Annotated in this window: 10 protein-coding genes; 7 read left to right on the forward strand and 3 right to left on the reverse strand. The window is 59.2% G+C overall.

What is annotated here, in order from left to right:
- Positions 1-113: 113 nt before the first annotated feature.
- Entirely contained in the window at positions 114-2,270 is a 2,157-nt protein-coding gene (locus ACFE0K_RS15185; RefSeq protein ID WP_434536863.1) for a hypothetical protein, read from the reverse strand.
- Positions 2,271-2,740: 470 nt separating this feature from the next.
- Between ACFE0K_RS15185 and ilvD the strand changes: the two genes are divergently transcribed.
- From ilvD to ACFE0K_RS15220, 7 genes are all read left to right on the forward strand, one after another.
- A complete protein-coding gene (gene ilvD / locus ACFE0K_RS15190) occupies positions 2,741-4,588 on the forward strand; it encodes a dihydroxy-acid dehydratase (RefSeq protein WP_434536864.1) in 1,848 nt (615 codons plus the stop codon).
- Positions 4,589-4,784: 196 nt separating this feature from the next.
- Positions 4,785-6,101: a DsbA family protein gene (locus ACFE0K_RS15195; RefSeq protein ID WP_434536865.1), complete on the forward strand. Its 1,317-nt coding sequence runs from the start codon at positions 4,785-4,787 to the stop codon at positions 6,099-6,101.
- 68 nt (positions 6,102-6,169) lie between these two features.
- Positions 6,170-6,556, forward strand: coding sequence for an MAPEG family protein (locus tag ACFE0K_RS15200; protein WP_434536866.1), 387 nt, complete (start codon positions 6,170-6,172; stop codon positions 6,554-6,556).
- Between the two features lie 77 nt (positions 6,557-6,633).
- A complete protein-coding gene (locus ACFE0K_RS15205) occupies positions 6,634-7,677 on the forward strand; it encodes a 2Fe-2S iron-sulfur cluster-binding protein (RefSeq protein ID WP_434536867.1) in 1,044 nt (347 codons plus the stop codon).
- 200 nt (positions 7,678-7,877) lie between these two features.
- Complete coding sequence (locus ACFE0K_RS15210) at positions 7,878-9,161, forward strand: paraquat-inducible protein A (protein ID WP_434536868.1); 1,284 nt, start codon at positions 7,878-7,880, stop codon at positions 9,159-9,161.
- Entirely contained in the window at positions 9,158-10,774 is a 1,617-nt protein-coding gene (gene pqiB, locus ACFE0K_RS15215; protein WP_434536869.1) for an intermembrane transport protein PqiB, read from the forward strand. The genes ACFE0K_RS15210 and pqiB overlap by 4 nt, the downstream gene beginning before the upstream one ends.
- Entirely contained in the window at positions 10,771-11,298 is a 528-nt protein-coding gene (locus ACFE0K_RS15220; protein WP_434536870.1) for a PqiC family protein, read from the forward strand. Before pqiB ends, ACFE0K_RS15220 begins: the two co-directional genes overlap by 4 nt.
- Positions 11,299-11,704: 406 nt before the next feature.
- Here the strand turns inward: ACFE0K_RS15220 and ACFE0K_RS15225 are convergent, their stop codons facing one another.
- Positions 11,705-12,934, reverse strand: coding sequence for a heme biosynthesis protein HemY (locus ACFE0K_RS15225; RefSeq protein WP_434536871.1), 1,230 nt, complete (start codon positions 12,932-12,934; stop codon positions 11,705-11,707).
- Positions 12,931-13,896: a uroporphyrinogen-III C-methyltransferase gene (locus ACFE0K_RS15230; RefSeq protein WP_434536872.1), complete on the reverse strand. Its 966-nt coding sequence runs from the start codon at positions 13,894-13,896 to the stop codon at positions 12,931-12,933. The genes ACFE0K_RS15225 and ACFE0K_RS15230 overlap by 4 nt, the downstream gene beginning before the upstream one ends.
- Between the last annotated feature and the right edge of the window lie 275 nt (positions 13,897-14,171).

Here is a 14,171-nt window from a genome sequence, read left to right on the forward strand (position 1 = left end):
GTCGCTGTATAACTGGCAGCGGAATTCGAAGGTGTTTGTTAAGTCGCTATAAATACCGACCACATGGGAAATAGCCATGTGGTCCTTCTTCTTTTTTATAATAAAAAGCTTCGCTAGCGTGAAAACACAGCCCATTGCCCACTTTTCAACTCAACGACCAGAGCAGCATTTAGCTCCTGATCTACCACAAATGCCCGGCCGCCCCTCTCGTCCAACACCACCCCTGAAGGCCTTGGCATCTGAGGGTTTTTCAGACCCGAAACATTCACTTTTTCACCACTTTCAATGTCAAAGCGCCACAAGCCATTCGCCGAAATGAAAGCATCCCCTTTACTACTTAAGTCCATCCCCCTCGGGAAAACACCATGGAAACGAGAGCCACTTTCGTTCCCATCCGGCAACTCATAAGCCTGAACCATTCTGGAGAATTGCGATCCAGCCAAAAGTACTGACCCATTTGGTGTCAATGCAACATGCGTAGGTATCCCCGGCTCATCCAGGAATGATAATGGCGAAAAAACAGGAAAAAGAGACCTATCCCCAGAAGCCACATCCACCCGAACAACACTCCCCGCCCTTCCATCAGCAACATAGGCCGCACCAGAATTTTCGTCTACCACCAAGCTTAATGGTAACCTGAAGTCACTTCCCGCGCCCTTCCCTAGCCCCGATAAAACATCCCTTCTTCCCGTAACAGGATCAACCTTGACCAAGGATTTACTACCCAAATCCGCCACGATTACCATATGGTTTCCAGTGTCATACACCACATCTTGCGGGCTTTCCATGGAAGCGCCATCACCCACACCGGGACCGGAAATCACCATCCGTCGCCCTGTCTCCACATCCACAGAAAACAATGAATCCTGGCCCGGATCTGCAACCCATATCTGATTGGCATGAGAGGCGTATTCCACCCCTTCCGGCGACAGCAGATCAGGCCCAACCCCTACTTTAGCCTCAGCTTTACCATCCCATATCTTTTGCTGATTGCCAGATCCTTCACTAAGACGCCCCAGCAGCACGGCATCATTATCAAATAACCACCATGTATCGCCACCAGGATAAAGATCCCCATTAAAAAAACCGCCTTCCCCAATATCTAGCCCACTCTCTTCCCCTGCGCGGACTTCCTTTTCTCCATTATTTATCGCCGATGAGGAGAGAATAAAATCCCCACTCCCCTCCTCTTTCTCAATCATTAACAAGGAATTATCTTCGGTATCCCAAAAAAGCGACATCCAATTTCCCAGATCCACATGGTCAATATCTACTCTGTCGCCGGTCAGCAAATCCACCGAGACAAGACGGTCATCACCATATAAATCTACGACCAAAAGCCGCTCCCCTTTCGAATCGATCATCAGAGGACCAGGAGAGCGGAACAGCGGACCGCTACCCACTTCAGTGGAGGAAAAATAACTGCGGTTGCCTGTGGAAATATCAATCGCAATAATGGCGCCATTAATCAAGTCAGATACCAATAATCGATGTCTCAATTCATCCAGAACAATCTCATTACTGGAGCTCCCACGAAATTCAATCTCGCCTTCTGAATCACTAGGCTGCAACAGCCTCCTGCCCCCATCAACCAGGTTAATTTCAAAAACACGCCCCTGATCGTAATCCAGAACCCAGGCATAACTACTGTTTGCCGTCATAGCCACAGGATCAAGAGGCACAGGGCCGTCAGCCAGACCGGAGCTTGATACCACCTTTAACTCTCCAGATTCCGGATACAGAGAAAGCAGTGATCTCTGCGCCTGATCAAAGACCAGCAATCGTTCCAGCCCATCATCCCATACCGAAGAAACAGGGTTGATCAAAAAAGGAGAGTTATCGATTTCTATGGTTTTACTGGCGGTTTTTTCGCCAATGGAAGCTTCCACTTGCAAAACATTTCGGCCCGATACCACAGGAACCTGAGCGCTCCATGCACCAGTCATCTCATCCAAAGCAGCTTCAACACCATTAATGCTTACAGATGCTGGCAAAGTGTAGGGAGGGAAAGAGAAGCCATCTCCCCCCAAATAAACTGCCCCTGTTACCATTGACGCTGAACGCAACCCTCCCACATTGGCGTTGGGGGTTGGGTAATTCACATGTATTGCCACTTTTTCAGCTGCGGGCTCGCCATTCCCCGCCTCAGCAGATGACTCGCCCCCCTTTTCAGAGGAACAGCCAACAAGGCTCATACCGAACAAAAGACCACATAACAGATAGCGATACACTGGTGCAGAACGAGCAGACACATTGACGACCAAAACCATTTCCCCTCATATAAAACGATATTATCCTAATATTTAGTGCCCACAGTCTCCCGACCATACCAACCCGGCTTTCTTGCATTTGCATGTTAAGCGGTAAAATGTGTTTGGATTTTTCCTGCAGCCCCTAATCTGAAAATTCACTCTATCTCAGCAACTTATAAAAATATGTAAGCCATATCCTACATGTTCAACTGGCGCACGGGCGAACAACGGCTGTTTCTCTGCTGACTGTTTCTAACTCCCGGAGCGCGCCATGCGCCCATGACTCCAACAGTGGGCTGAGAATGGACTAGTCAGTACCATTGGCAAGCAGGGTTATTGGCCTTGCAGGCTTCCAGTCTGGAGGCCGCCATCCGGGCGAGCACCGACTTCCCCACTTCTTCGCCCTGCGAGCAAGGCTCCAACAGCCCGTAACTGTGGGTTACAATGCTTTCCCCTTACGCCCAGCTACTGACCATTACGAGGTTCCCATGCCGCAGTATCGTTCCCGTACCACCACCCATGGCCGCAATATGGCCGGCGCCCGTGCCCTTTGGCGCGCGACGGGCATGAAGGACGGGGACTTCGGTAAACCGATTATTGCTATCGCCAACTCCTTTACCCAGTTCGTACCGGGGCACGTGCACCTGAAGGACATGGGGCAACTGGTGGCCGGTGAGGTCGAGAAGGCCGGCGGCATCGCCAAAGAATTCAATACCATTGCGGTGGACGACGGCATCGCCATGGGCCACGACGGGATGCTCTACTCCCTGCCCAGCCGCGACATCATTGCCGATTCCGTGGAGTACATGGTCAACGCCCACTGTGCCGATGCCATTGTCTGCATCTCCAACTGCGACAAGATCACCCCCGGCATGCTGATGGCCGCCATGCGCCTGAATATTCCGGTGATCTTCGTGTCCGGGGGCCCCATGGAAGCGGGCAAAACCAAGCTGGCCGAGGGCAAGCTGGATCTGGTGGACGCCATGGTGATGGCCGCCGATGACAGCGTGGACGAAGCAACCCTCAACGAAGTCGAGCGCTCCGCCTGTCCCACCTGCGGTTCCTGCTCCGGCATGTTCACCGCCAACTCCATGAACTGCCTGACTGAAGCGCTGGGCCTGTCCCTGCCGGGTAACGGCTCGCTGCTGGCCACCCACGCGGACCGCCGCGAACTGTTCCTGGAAGCCGGTCGTCGCATCGTCGATGTGGCCAAGCTGTACTACGAACAGGATGTGGAGGCGGTACTGCCACGCAACATTGCCTCGGTGAAGGCCTTCGAAAATGCCATGAGCCTGGATATCGCCATGGGCGGCTCCACCAACACCGTGCTGCACCTGCTGGCGGCGGCACTGGAAGGCGAGATTGATTTCACCATGGAAGACATTGACCGGCTTAGCCGCAAGGTGCCGTGCCTGTCGAAAGTGGCGCCGGCCACCCAGAAATACCATATGGAAGACGTGCACCGTGCCGGTGGCGTGATGGGCATTCTCGGCGAACTGGACCGGGCCGGCCTGCTGCACCGGGACATTCCCATGGTGCATTCCGCCAGCGTGGCGGAAGCCCTGGAGCACTACGACATCATGCGCACCCGCGATGCAGGGGTAAAAAAGATGTTCACCGCCGGCCCGGCGGGCATCCCCACCCAGACCGCCTTCAGCCAGGACACCCGCTGGGACAGCCTGGATGACGACCGGGAAAACGGCTGCATCCGCAACTACGAAAACGCCTACAGTAAAGACGGCGGTTTGGCCGTGTTGTACGGCAACATCGCCGAGCGCGGCTGCATCGTGAAAACCGCCGGGGTGGATGATTCCATTCTCACCTTCACCGGTCGCGCCCGCGTGTTCGAATCCCAGGATTCCGCCGTGCGTGCCATCCTCGGTGACCAGATCGTCGCCGGCGACGTGGTGGTGATCCGCTACGAAGGCCCCAAAGGCGGCCCGGGGATGCAGGAAATGCTCTACCCCACCAGCTACCTGAAATCCAAAGGGCTGGGCAAGCAGTGCGCCCTGCTCACCGATGGCCGTTTCTCCGGTGGCACCTCCGGCCTGTCCATCGGCCATGCCTCCCCGGAAGCAGCAGAAGGCGGCGCCATTGCGTTGGTGGAAGAAGGCGACACCATCGCCATCGACATCCCCAACCGCACCATCAACCTGGACATTTCCAATGAGGAACTGGCCCACCGCCGCACCCACATGGAAAACCGCGGCAAACTGGCCTACAAGCCCATGGAAATGCGCCCGCGCCGGGTCTCCACCGCCCTGAAAGCCTATGCGGCCCTGACCACCAGCGCCGACCGTGGCGCCGTGCGGGATCTCAGCCAGCTCAACAAGTAACAGACTCGGGCGGCTTTCGAGCCGCCCTTTTCTTGTGCCTCATTCCCCCCAACATCCATGACCGCTGCCGCACCCCGGTAGACAGGGTGTTGCCACAAGGCGCTTTCTGAACAAGTATCGTAGGAACCCTGACCGGCCCCGGCGCGCTATCCCGTCGGCGGCCCCGCTTGTGCCCACTACGAGGAGCACTCTGTTAATGAGTCTGACACAACGTTTGATGCCACTGGTGGCCAAGCTGATCACCAGCGAACGCCTGCAGCAATGGCGACGGGCCTTTCGTGAATGGCAACGCACGCTCAAGCGGCGCCCTCATCAGGCGGTGTTCTACTTCCGCATTGATGACCCCTATTCGGTGCTGATGGCCCAGGTGCTGCCGCGCTTTGCCCGCCACTTCGGCATCACCATTACGCCCCGGGTGATGCTGTATCTGGATCAGCAGATGTACCCGGCAGCGGACATGCTCGAAGAGCTGGCCCCACGCGATGCCACCCAGTTGGCCCGGGTTCATGACCTGGATTTCCCCGACGCCTGGAAATTACCCCCTCGGGAAGTGAGCCTGGCGGCCACCCGTTGTCTGCTCAAGCACGAGAGGGACGAGCGCTTCTGGAGCCTGGCCGCCGCCCTGGCAGATGCCCTGTGGCGCAACGATCACGACAAGCTGGAAGAGCTGCTCACCGAACACGGCCAGATGCCCGCCGACCGGGCACAGCTGGCCCTGGAAGCCCGCCGCGACCAGTTCCTCAAGGATGGTCACTACCTGACCGGCACCCTGCACTACGAAGGTGAGTGGTACTGGAGCGTCGAGCGGCTGGACCACCTGGCCCACCGCCTCAATGATCTGGGCCTGGGCGGGGCAGACTGGCCACTGCCCTACGGCCGCGCCAAGCGCGCCCGCCTTAAAGAGGTACCGGAGGGCCTGAAAGGCAAACCGCTGGTGATGTTCTTCTCTTTCCGCAGCCCCTACTCCTATCTGGCGCTGGCCCGCACCTATGCCATGGCGGACCATTACGGGCTGAACCTGAAAATCCGCCCGGTACTGCCCATGGTCATGCGTGGGCTCTCGGTGCCCAAGGCCAAGCGTTTCTACATCCTCAAGGACGCCGCGCGGGAAGCTCGTCTGCACAAGGTGCCGTTCGGCAAGGTGTGCGATCCAGTAGGTGCCGGGGTAGAGCGCTGTATGGCCATCTGGCCTTTCGCGGAAAAGGAAGGTCGTCTGCGCGAATGGCTGCGTGCTGCCGCCACCGGCATCTGGAGCCAGGGCATCAATGCCGCCACCGACAACGGCCTGAAGTTCCTGGTGGAAAATGCCGGGCTGGACTGGAACCGGGCCCGCCGCTGGCTGGACGACGACAGCTGGCGCGACCGCGCCGAAGACAACCGCAACGCCATGATGGCCGCCGGCAGCTGGGGCGTCCCCAGCTTCCTGACCGAAAACACCATGGTCTGGGGCCAGGATCGCTTTGCGGTTATCGAGGCATGCCTGCTAGCCTCACAGGCCGATGACAAAGACTGAGATAACCTCACTTTCATTCCCGTAGGAGCGGCGCTCCTGCGGCATATAAAAATCACGGAGAAAACATCATGACCCTTGCCTATTGGTGCGTGCTTGCCGCCATTTTCCTGCCCTACCTGAATACCGCGTTAGCCAAATTTCAGGGCGGCTTCGGCCCGAAACAGAACCATAACCCCCGCGAATTCCTGGAAACCCTGGAAGGCAGCCGCAAGCGCGCCCACTGGGCCCAGCAGAACGGCTTTGAAGTCACCCCCGCCTTTGCCGCGGCCGTGATCATTGCCCACCTTGCCCAGACCGCCCCTCAACCCACCATCGACGGCATCGCCCTGGCCTTCGTGGTCAGCCGGATCATGTTCACCGTCTGCTATATCGCCGACTGGGCCAGCGCCCGCACCCTGGTATGGGCCTTCGGCATGGGCTGTATTGTGGCGCTGTTCGTGGGCGTTGGAGCATAAAGAACAGGCAATTGATAATTGAGAATGGATAATTGATAACGTAAGACCCTGAAAACCACCGCCAATGCCCACTGGAGGTGGATTTCGTTATCAATTCTCAATTTTCCATTATCAATTCATCATTCGTGCCCTATACCTTCACCATCATCGTCAACGGCAGGGAACACTTCTCCTGCCGTGATGACCAGACCATCGTCGACGCCGGCCAGCAGGCTGGCTTCAGCTTTCCCGTGGCCTGCCGCAACGGGGTCTGTGAACGCTGCATGGGATCGCTTCAACGCGGACACGTTCAGCAAAGAAACCACACCATTCATGCGGGCGATGCCAATAGCACCCAGGTGTTATACTGCATCGCTCAGCCACTCAGCGACTGTGAGATTGATGTGCCCGAGGTAACCGCTCCCGGCGAATTGCCGAGCCATGAAGTTCATTGCCAGATTCAACAGATTGAAGCGCTCAATCACGATGTGAGCCGGGTCTGGTTGCAGCTGCCCGCCGGCAAGCGGGTGCAGTGGCATGCCGGCCAATACATGATGCTCAACCTGAACGGCGAGGGCTTCCCCTTTTCCATCGCCAACCACTGCGATGGCCGCCGCCTGGAACTGCACATCCGCCATGGCGACGACAATAGTGCCGCCCAGGACATCATGGCGTACCTGGAATCAGCCAGCACCGTCAGCGCCACCCTGCCCGCCGGCCTGCGCTTTATCGACAGCGCCCCGGAGCAACCGGTGTGGTTTATCTGTGGCTCCACCGGTTTTGCCCCGGTAAAAGCCATGGTCGAGCGTCTGGTCGCTCTGGACTTCGACCATCCCGTGCGCCTGTTCTGGGGCGCCCGCACCCCGGAAGATCTTTACCTGCCAACACTCCCGGCCCAGTGGAAGATGGCACTGAAAGACTTCGATTTCACCACTGCCCTGTCCGACATCCGCCACCCGGACCACGCCGAAGGCCTGGTGCATGAGGCAGCGCTGGCAGCCCTGAACGAGCCGGAGCTGCCCTTGTTCTATCTGGGTGGCTCTCCACCAATGGCCTGGGCGGTGTTCGATGCGCTGGTGGAAGAAGGCGTACCCGCCGGCAATATCCACTGCGACGTGTTTGACTACGCGCCCAGGGATTAGCCGCAAGCGACAAGCTGCAACGCGGGTTGCGCCCGTGCTCATCGGGAAGGCGTGGGCCTCGCGCAGCAAGTCTGATTTGTCATACCGTATTGACCTGCTACCAATCGCAGCCAAAACATTCCCGGACTGGCAACAACCAGGCCCACGTTGTAGCTTGTAACTTGCCGCTTGTAGCTGATTCCCAAGGAAAGGATGCGATGATGGCGCAGGATTCTCCGCCCACGGTGCAGCACCAGACATTGCTTCTGCCTTGCCACGAATGCGACCTGGTCTGCGAGGTAGACCTTCGCCAGAACAGCGGCTGGCTGCAATGCCCACGCTGTCGGCACCCACTGATGCGCCAGGCACAGAGTGATCAGCTGACCCCCGCACTGGCCTTTACCGCACTGATTTTGCTCAGCCTGTCACTGCTGTTCCCCTACATCGGTTTCGAAAAAAATGGCATCGAGCGTGCCATGACAGTGACCGATGCCGCCTGGGAACTGGCGGTCTATCACCACCCATCGCTAGCCGTCATCGTTATCGCCACCATCATCGTGATCCCGGCTCTCTATCTGTTGTCGATCTGCTGGATACACCTGAGCCTGTCCGCACGCCGTCATCTACCCGGCAGCCTGTTGCTGGCCCGCTGGCTGCCGCGCATGCAGCCCTGGATGATGGCGGACGTGTTTGCCATCGCCGCACTGGTGAGCCTGGTGAAGATAGTTGCCATGGCCCATATCCAGCTACTCTCCGCCTTCTGGACCTTTTCCGGCTACGCCCTGTTGCTGTTGATTACCGTCACCCGCATGAATACCGTCAGCCTGTGGCAGCGGCTGCTGGGTAATCTGCAACAACCCGTCGCTACCCGCAGCGGGCTCACCGCCCGCACCCAGGGCCTGATCGGCTGCCAGCGCTGCGGGCAACTGCAAGACCGGGGCAACCATCATTGCCACCGCTGCCACAGCAGCCTCCATGACCGCCATCCACTCACCCTGCAACGGGTGTGGGCACTGCTGATCACCGCCATCCTGTGCTGCTTCCCGGCTCACCTGTTTCCGATCATGACCACCACTAGCCTGGGGCAGAATGAGCCGTCCACCATCATTGCCGGCGTCATGCTGTTCTTGCGCCACGGCGATTGGCCCATCGCCCTGATTATCTTTACCGCCAGCGTGCTGGTGCCATTCGGGAAAATTCTGGCGCTGGGCTGGCTATGTATTGCCAGTCGCCGGCGTGACACCCTGGACATGAAAAACCAGATGGCGCTCTATCGGATCACCGAATGGGTGGGGCGCTGGTCCATGATCGATGTGTTCGTGGTAGCCATCATTGTCGCCCTGTTCCAGATGGGCAATATTCTTACCGTGACCCCGGGCGTGGGTGGCGTGGCCTTTTCCGCTGTGGTGATATTTACCATGCTGGCTGCCCACCAGTTCGACCCGCGCCTGATCTGGGACCAGCAGCAGAATCTGCGCAACACACAACCGGAGCATCAGACTTGAGTGACACCCAAGCCGAACCCCGCCGCACCCGGCTTTCCGCCGTCTGGCTGATTCCTCTGGCCGCGGCCCTGATCGGCCTGTGGCTGGTGTTCAGTTATCTCTCCAGTCAGGGGCCGGTGATCACCCTGAAACTGGCGGATGCGGAAGGCATCAACGCCGGCAAGACGCCGGTGAAAACCCGCAATGTCCAGGTCGGCCTGGTAGAAAGCGTGAGGCTGTCGGATGACATGAGCCACACCCTGCTGACCGTACAGATGCAATCGGACACTGACCGCATGCTGGCCGAAGACACTCGCTTCTGGGTGGTCAAACCTCGTATCAGCCGGGAAGGCGTGAGCGGACTGAACACGGTGCTGTCCGGCTCCTACCTCGAGCTGATGCCCGGCGAAAGCGGCAAGAAGGGCAAACGTTTCCAGGTGCAGGACACCCCGCCGCCGGAAAAAACCGGTGCCGGCCTGTTCCTGAAACTGGTCAGCGAAGTGGGAACCAATGTGGACGTGGGTGATCCGGTGCATTTTCGCAGCCTGAAAGTGGGCCGAGTGGTGGAAACCCGCTTCAATGCCAGCGACAAGCGTTTCCATCACCGCATTTTTATCCAGAAACCCTATGACGTGCTGGTCTCGGACAGCAGCCGTTTCTGGCAGGTCAACGGTCTGGGCTTTCAACTCGATGCCCGCGGCTTCCAGGCTCAGATACATTCCCTGGAAGCCCTGATTGGCGGCGGCATCACCTTTGCCGTGCCTGATGGCAACATGCGCGCCGGCGATCCGGTAACAGACGAGCGGCAGTTCACCCTGCACAACGATGAAGAAAGCGCGCGCCGGGCCCTCTACACCGACACCCTGGATTATGTATTGCTGGTGGAGAGCAGTGTGCGGGGCCTGAAAGCCGGCGCTCCGGTGGAATACCGCGGCATCCGTGTGGGTACGGTGGAACAGGTAGCCTGGGGCTTTGCCCAATCAGGCCCGGACACCATCAGCAGTGCTCCCATTCCGGTGCTGATCCGCCTGGAACCCCAGCGCATCACTCATCAGAGCCGGGAAGACACACAGCGCTGGCGGCAGGAAATCGATCGCATGATTGATGATGGTCTGCGCGCCAGCCTGAAACCGGGCAACCTGCTCACCGGCTCCCTGTTCGTGGACCTGGATTTCCATACCGACATGCCCGCCGGCAACAGTGGCGAACACTATGCAGATGTGGCCGTTTTCCCCACCGTGGACAGCGGCGGCATCAGCAAGATCGAAGACAAGATCCAGCGGCTGCTGGATACCCTCAACAACCTGCCCATGGAATCTATTGCCGGCAACCTGAACCGCAACCTGGACAACCTGGCCGGCACCACCCAGCGACTTGAAGCCCTGCTGGCCGACCCGGCACTCAATGCCCTGCCGGAACGGCTTACCGGCACTCTGGGCGCCCTGGAAGGCACACTGCAAGGCTGGCAGACCGACGGCGATGGCTACCAGCAACTGCAAGGTACCCTGCAGAAACTGGATCGCTTGCTCAACGACGCCGAACCACTGCTGGATACCCTGAATCGGCAACCCAATGCACTGATCTTCCAGCGCCAGCCTGCTCCCGACCCGCAACCCAGAGGCACCCGCCAATGAAATCACTCTTCATTCCCGGCCTGCTGGTCACCCTGATGGCGTTGCTGAGCGCCTGCAGCCAGACCCCCCCGGCACCAGCGCCCGACTACCTGCTGCCCGGCGCCAGCCACAGTGGCCATAGCCCGCTACAGATTCGCGTGACCCTGGCCAACTACCTGGACCAGGGCGGCATCGTGCTGCAACTGAGCGATACCGAACTGCATGTGGCCCGCCAGCATCGCTGGGCAGAGCCGCTGGGCTCACAATTGCAGCGGGCACTGACAGCAACGCTGGCAAGCCAGACAACACTCCCGCAACAGGGAAAACTGGATCTGCAACTCAGCCGCTTTCAGGGCGTGCAGAGCGATGAGGGTGACGTGGCCATGATCACCGGCACCTGGCAATTCACCAATGCAGGGCAAAGCCAACGGGGAACCATCGAGTGGCAGGGCCCGATTCAAGGCCAGGGCTATGCGGCACTGGTAGAAGCCCTGGATCAGGGCTGGCAGGAAACCGGGCAGAGCATTACCCAAGCTCTGAAATAAACACAGAGGGCCGTAGGGAGGGGTAGGGTGAATAGCCTAAGGCGTAATCCACCTTCCTTTGTCAGGTTCCACTGAAGATATTCCCCCCATCGTCGACCGACAAGGTGGTATCACTTGTCCATAACCCTGGAGCCGTCGGCGCAGGGACGAGTTGTGGATTACGCCTTAGGCTAATCCACCCTACGCAACTGAAATAAGCCACCGGACCGCAAGGGCTCGATGGGTTTTGTAGGAGCGCCGCTTGAGGCGCGAACAGCATTAGAAGCGAGTCACGAGTTTCGAGTTTCGAAAATCCTTTCGTTCCTCGCAACTTGACCCTGTTCGCGCCTCAAGCGGCGCTCCTACAGCAAAAAGGCCGCGCCGGGAATCCGGCGCGGCCTTTTGGTTTTCGGTTGCCAATACCGTTCTACAACGACTTCTCCGGCATCGGCAACGCGGGCAACTCTCCTTCCAGTTGTTGCAGGCGACGCTCGAACGCTTTCTGCGCCTTACTGGAATCACCCAGCGCCTGATACAACCGCGACAGCTCGGCCAGGGCTGTCGCGCTCTGGCTGGAGTTGGCGGCGGCTTCGAAGAAGCCCTGGGCCTTGCCCCACAGGCGGGCCTTGAGAGCCACCCGACCCGAGGTAATCAGCACCGCCGCATTACCGGGCCGCTCTGCCAGCCAGCCTTCCAGCACCTGTAGCAAATCATCCGGGGAAATATCGTCGATGGCTTCCAGTACCGGCGGCAAGCGATCGTCCCACTGCTGATTCAACTGCTCGCGGACCAGATTCAAGGCGCCCTTGCCACCACCCAGCTGAGCCAGGAAACCGGTATAACGAGCCACCATGGCCGGGTCATTCTTTAGATGGACCGGCACATCCTTCCACAGCTTGCGCAGTTCCTCGCGACGGCTGTCGGCATCATTGAACCCGGGCTTGCGCGCGGTTTCCTGCAGCAGGGCCAGCCAGGCACGGCGTTCACGACGGGATTCCTTGCCCTCACCGAAGGCGCGCTTGAGGCGCGGCATCAGGGCACACAGGGCCGGCCAGTCCTTCTGGCTTTCCAGCACTTCCGCATAGGTACGCAGGATGCGCTTGTTGCGTGGCGCCATGTCCGCCAGCACCTTGAGCTCCTGGCGGGCCTGATCCGGATAACCATCGTCCAGGGCAAAGCGGGCCTTCATCAGCCCGGCCACCAGACGGCCACGGCGGTCGCTGCCGGCATTGTCCAGGTAGCACTGAGAGGCTTCCACGTTCTCCTGTTCCTGGGCGGCTTCCGCCGCCAGCAACCAGGCCAGCAGTGGCCAGTCACCGTCTTCACCAGCGGCAGCCAACAACCGCTCGGCCTTTTCCTGTTCGCCATCCACCAGTTGCAGGAAACCGCTGCGCAGACGCCGGGCCGCCACCGCCTTTTTCCAGCGACGGGTAGCCCGCACCGGCTCCAGCACATTCCAGGCGGCATTGCCGAGCAGGGTAAGAACAACAATGGCCACCACCGCCAACAGGGCCGCCAGCACCACAAAGCCCAGCGTGGTATCCAGGGAGAAATCATCGCGGATCACCAGCACATAGCCGGAATCCGCCGCCATCCAGCGCCCCAGTGCCAGAGCGGCAATCAGGGCGATGACAATCAGCAGGGCGACTTTTTTCATGCACCGCCCTCCTTGCGTTTCAACTCTTCAATGGCGGCAAGGCCTGCACCGATCTCCGGCAGGGCCTGAGCCACACTGTTGCCACCCAGCTCTTTCAACGCCTTGCGCATTTGCGCCGCCCGTGGCTCATCCTCACGGAACCACTGCGCCAGCGTCGTGCGCGCATTATCCAGTGCCTGCTGGTAGGCCTTGGCACGCCCCTGCATCAGTGCCAACTGCGCCTGCTGCAGGCTGCCGTCCAGGGTCAACCGCACCAGCGACGCCTGCTCGGCAGACAAGGGCAGGGGCACAGCGCCCTCATGATGACGCACATTGATCGGCAGGCGATCGAGCACGTCTTGCCACCAGGGCTGGCTGACGTCCGGCATATCCCGCTCGGGAGGCGCTTCCTCCACCGGCACCGCCAGCTCTGCGGTAATCTGACGCAGAGCGCCCAGGCGCAGCACCATGCCTTGCACATCCACCTGACCGGCACCGCTGAGTTTTTCCATGTCCATGGCCAGCGCCTGACGGGCCGGCAGCACCTTGGGATCATCAAGGCGGGCCAGGGTTTCATCCGCGGCTTTCAACAGTCGCCGCGCGGCAGAGGCATCCTGGGTCAGCAGCAGTCGCTGGCTGGCCAGGCTGGCCAGTGCCCGTGCCTCGTTGACCAGCCACAGTGTCTGCCCACCACTCTGCATATCGCTGAGGACGGCGCGATCCTTGACCATGCGGGCGGACAACTCGGCCTGTTTTTTCTCGAAGGAAGACAGCGCGCCCTGCACGTCGCTGCGCTGACTGGCCATGGCGGCTTTCAGCTCGCTGATCTGACCGGCAAGACCGGCTTTTTCCTTCTGCATCTGCTGGAACTGTTGCCAACCCCACCAGCCACCGGCCCCCAGGGCCGCCAGAACCACCAACACCACCAGTACAACCCAGACGCTCTTGCCTGTCTGGCGGGAATAAAGACGTTCCTGCGTCATGTCAGCTCCATGTTCTGATTATCTGGCACCCCCGAACGGGCGATCCGTAGAGCCTATTTAGGATCTATACACAACCGCGTTGCCACCAGCCGGCGATTGCGCTTGGTTATGTAGAACGACTGCGCCGCACAATCGCACTGACGACTCGACGAAAAAGCGGATTCCGGCGCGGCGGCGTATAGATCTTAAATAGGCTCTCAGCGAAAACCTTAATTGGGGCTGCGCTGAGTGTCCATTAAACAATGTAATAGGGAAGGCAAACAGGACATGAAATC

Source organism: Alcanivorax sp., assembly GCF_051117345.1.
In the GTDB taxonomy this organism is placed as follows: domain Bacteria; phylum Pseudomonadota; class Gammaproteobacteria; order Pseudomonadales; family Alcanivoracaceae; genus Alcanivorax.

Bases quoted from the DNA above. Each gene is read 5' to 3' on its own strand.
- ACFE0K_RS15185 (WP_434536863.1), bottom strand. From the start codon at position 2,270: ATGGTTTTGGTCGTCAATGTGTCTGCTCGTTCTGCACCAGTGTATCGC.
- ilvD (WP_434536864.1), top strand. From the start codon at position 2,741: ATGCCGCAGTATCGTTCCCGTACCACCACCCATGGCCGCAATATGGCC.
- ACFE0K_RS15195 (WP_434536865.1), top strand. From the start codon at position 4,785: ATGAGTCTGACACAACGTTTGATGCCACTGGTGGCCAAGCTGATCACC.
- ACFE0K_RS15200 (WP_434536866.1), top strand. From the start codon at position 6,170: ATGACCCTTGCCTATTGGTGCGTGCTTGCCGCCATTTTCCTGCCCTAC.
- ACFE0K_RS15210 (WP_434536868.1), top strand. From the start codon at position 7,878: ATGGCGCAGGATTCTCCGCCCACGGTGCAGCACCAGACATTGCTTCTG.
- ACFE0K_RS15220 (WP_434536870.1), top strand. From the start codon at position 10,771: ATGAAATCACTCTTCATTCCCGGCCTGCTGGTCACCCTGATGGCGTTG.
- ACFE0K_RS15225 (WP_434536871.1), bottom strand. From the start codon at position 12,934: ATGAAAAAAGTCGCCCTGCTGATTGTCATCGCCCTGATTGCCGCTCTG.
- ACFE0K_RS15230 (WP_434536872.1), bottom strand. From the start codon at position 13,896: ATGACGCAGGAACGTCTTTATTCCCGCCAGACAGGCAAGAGCGTCTGG.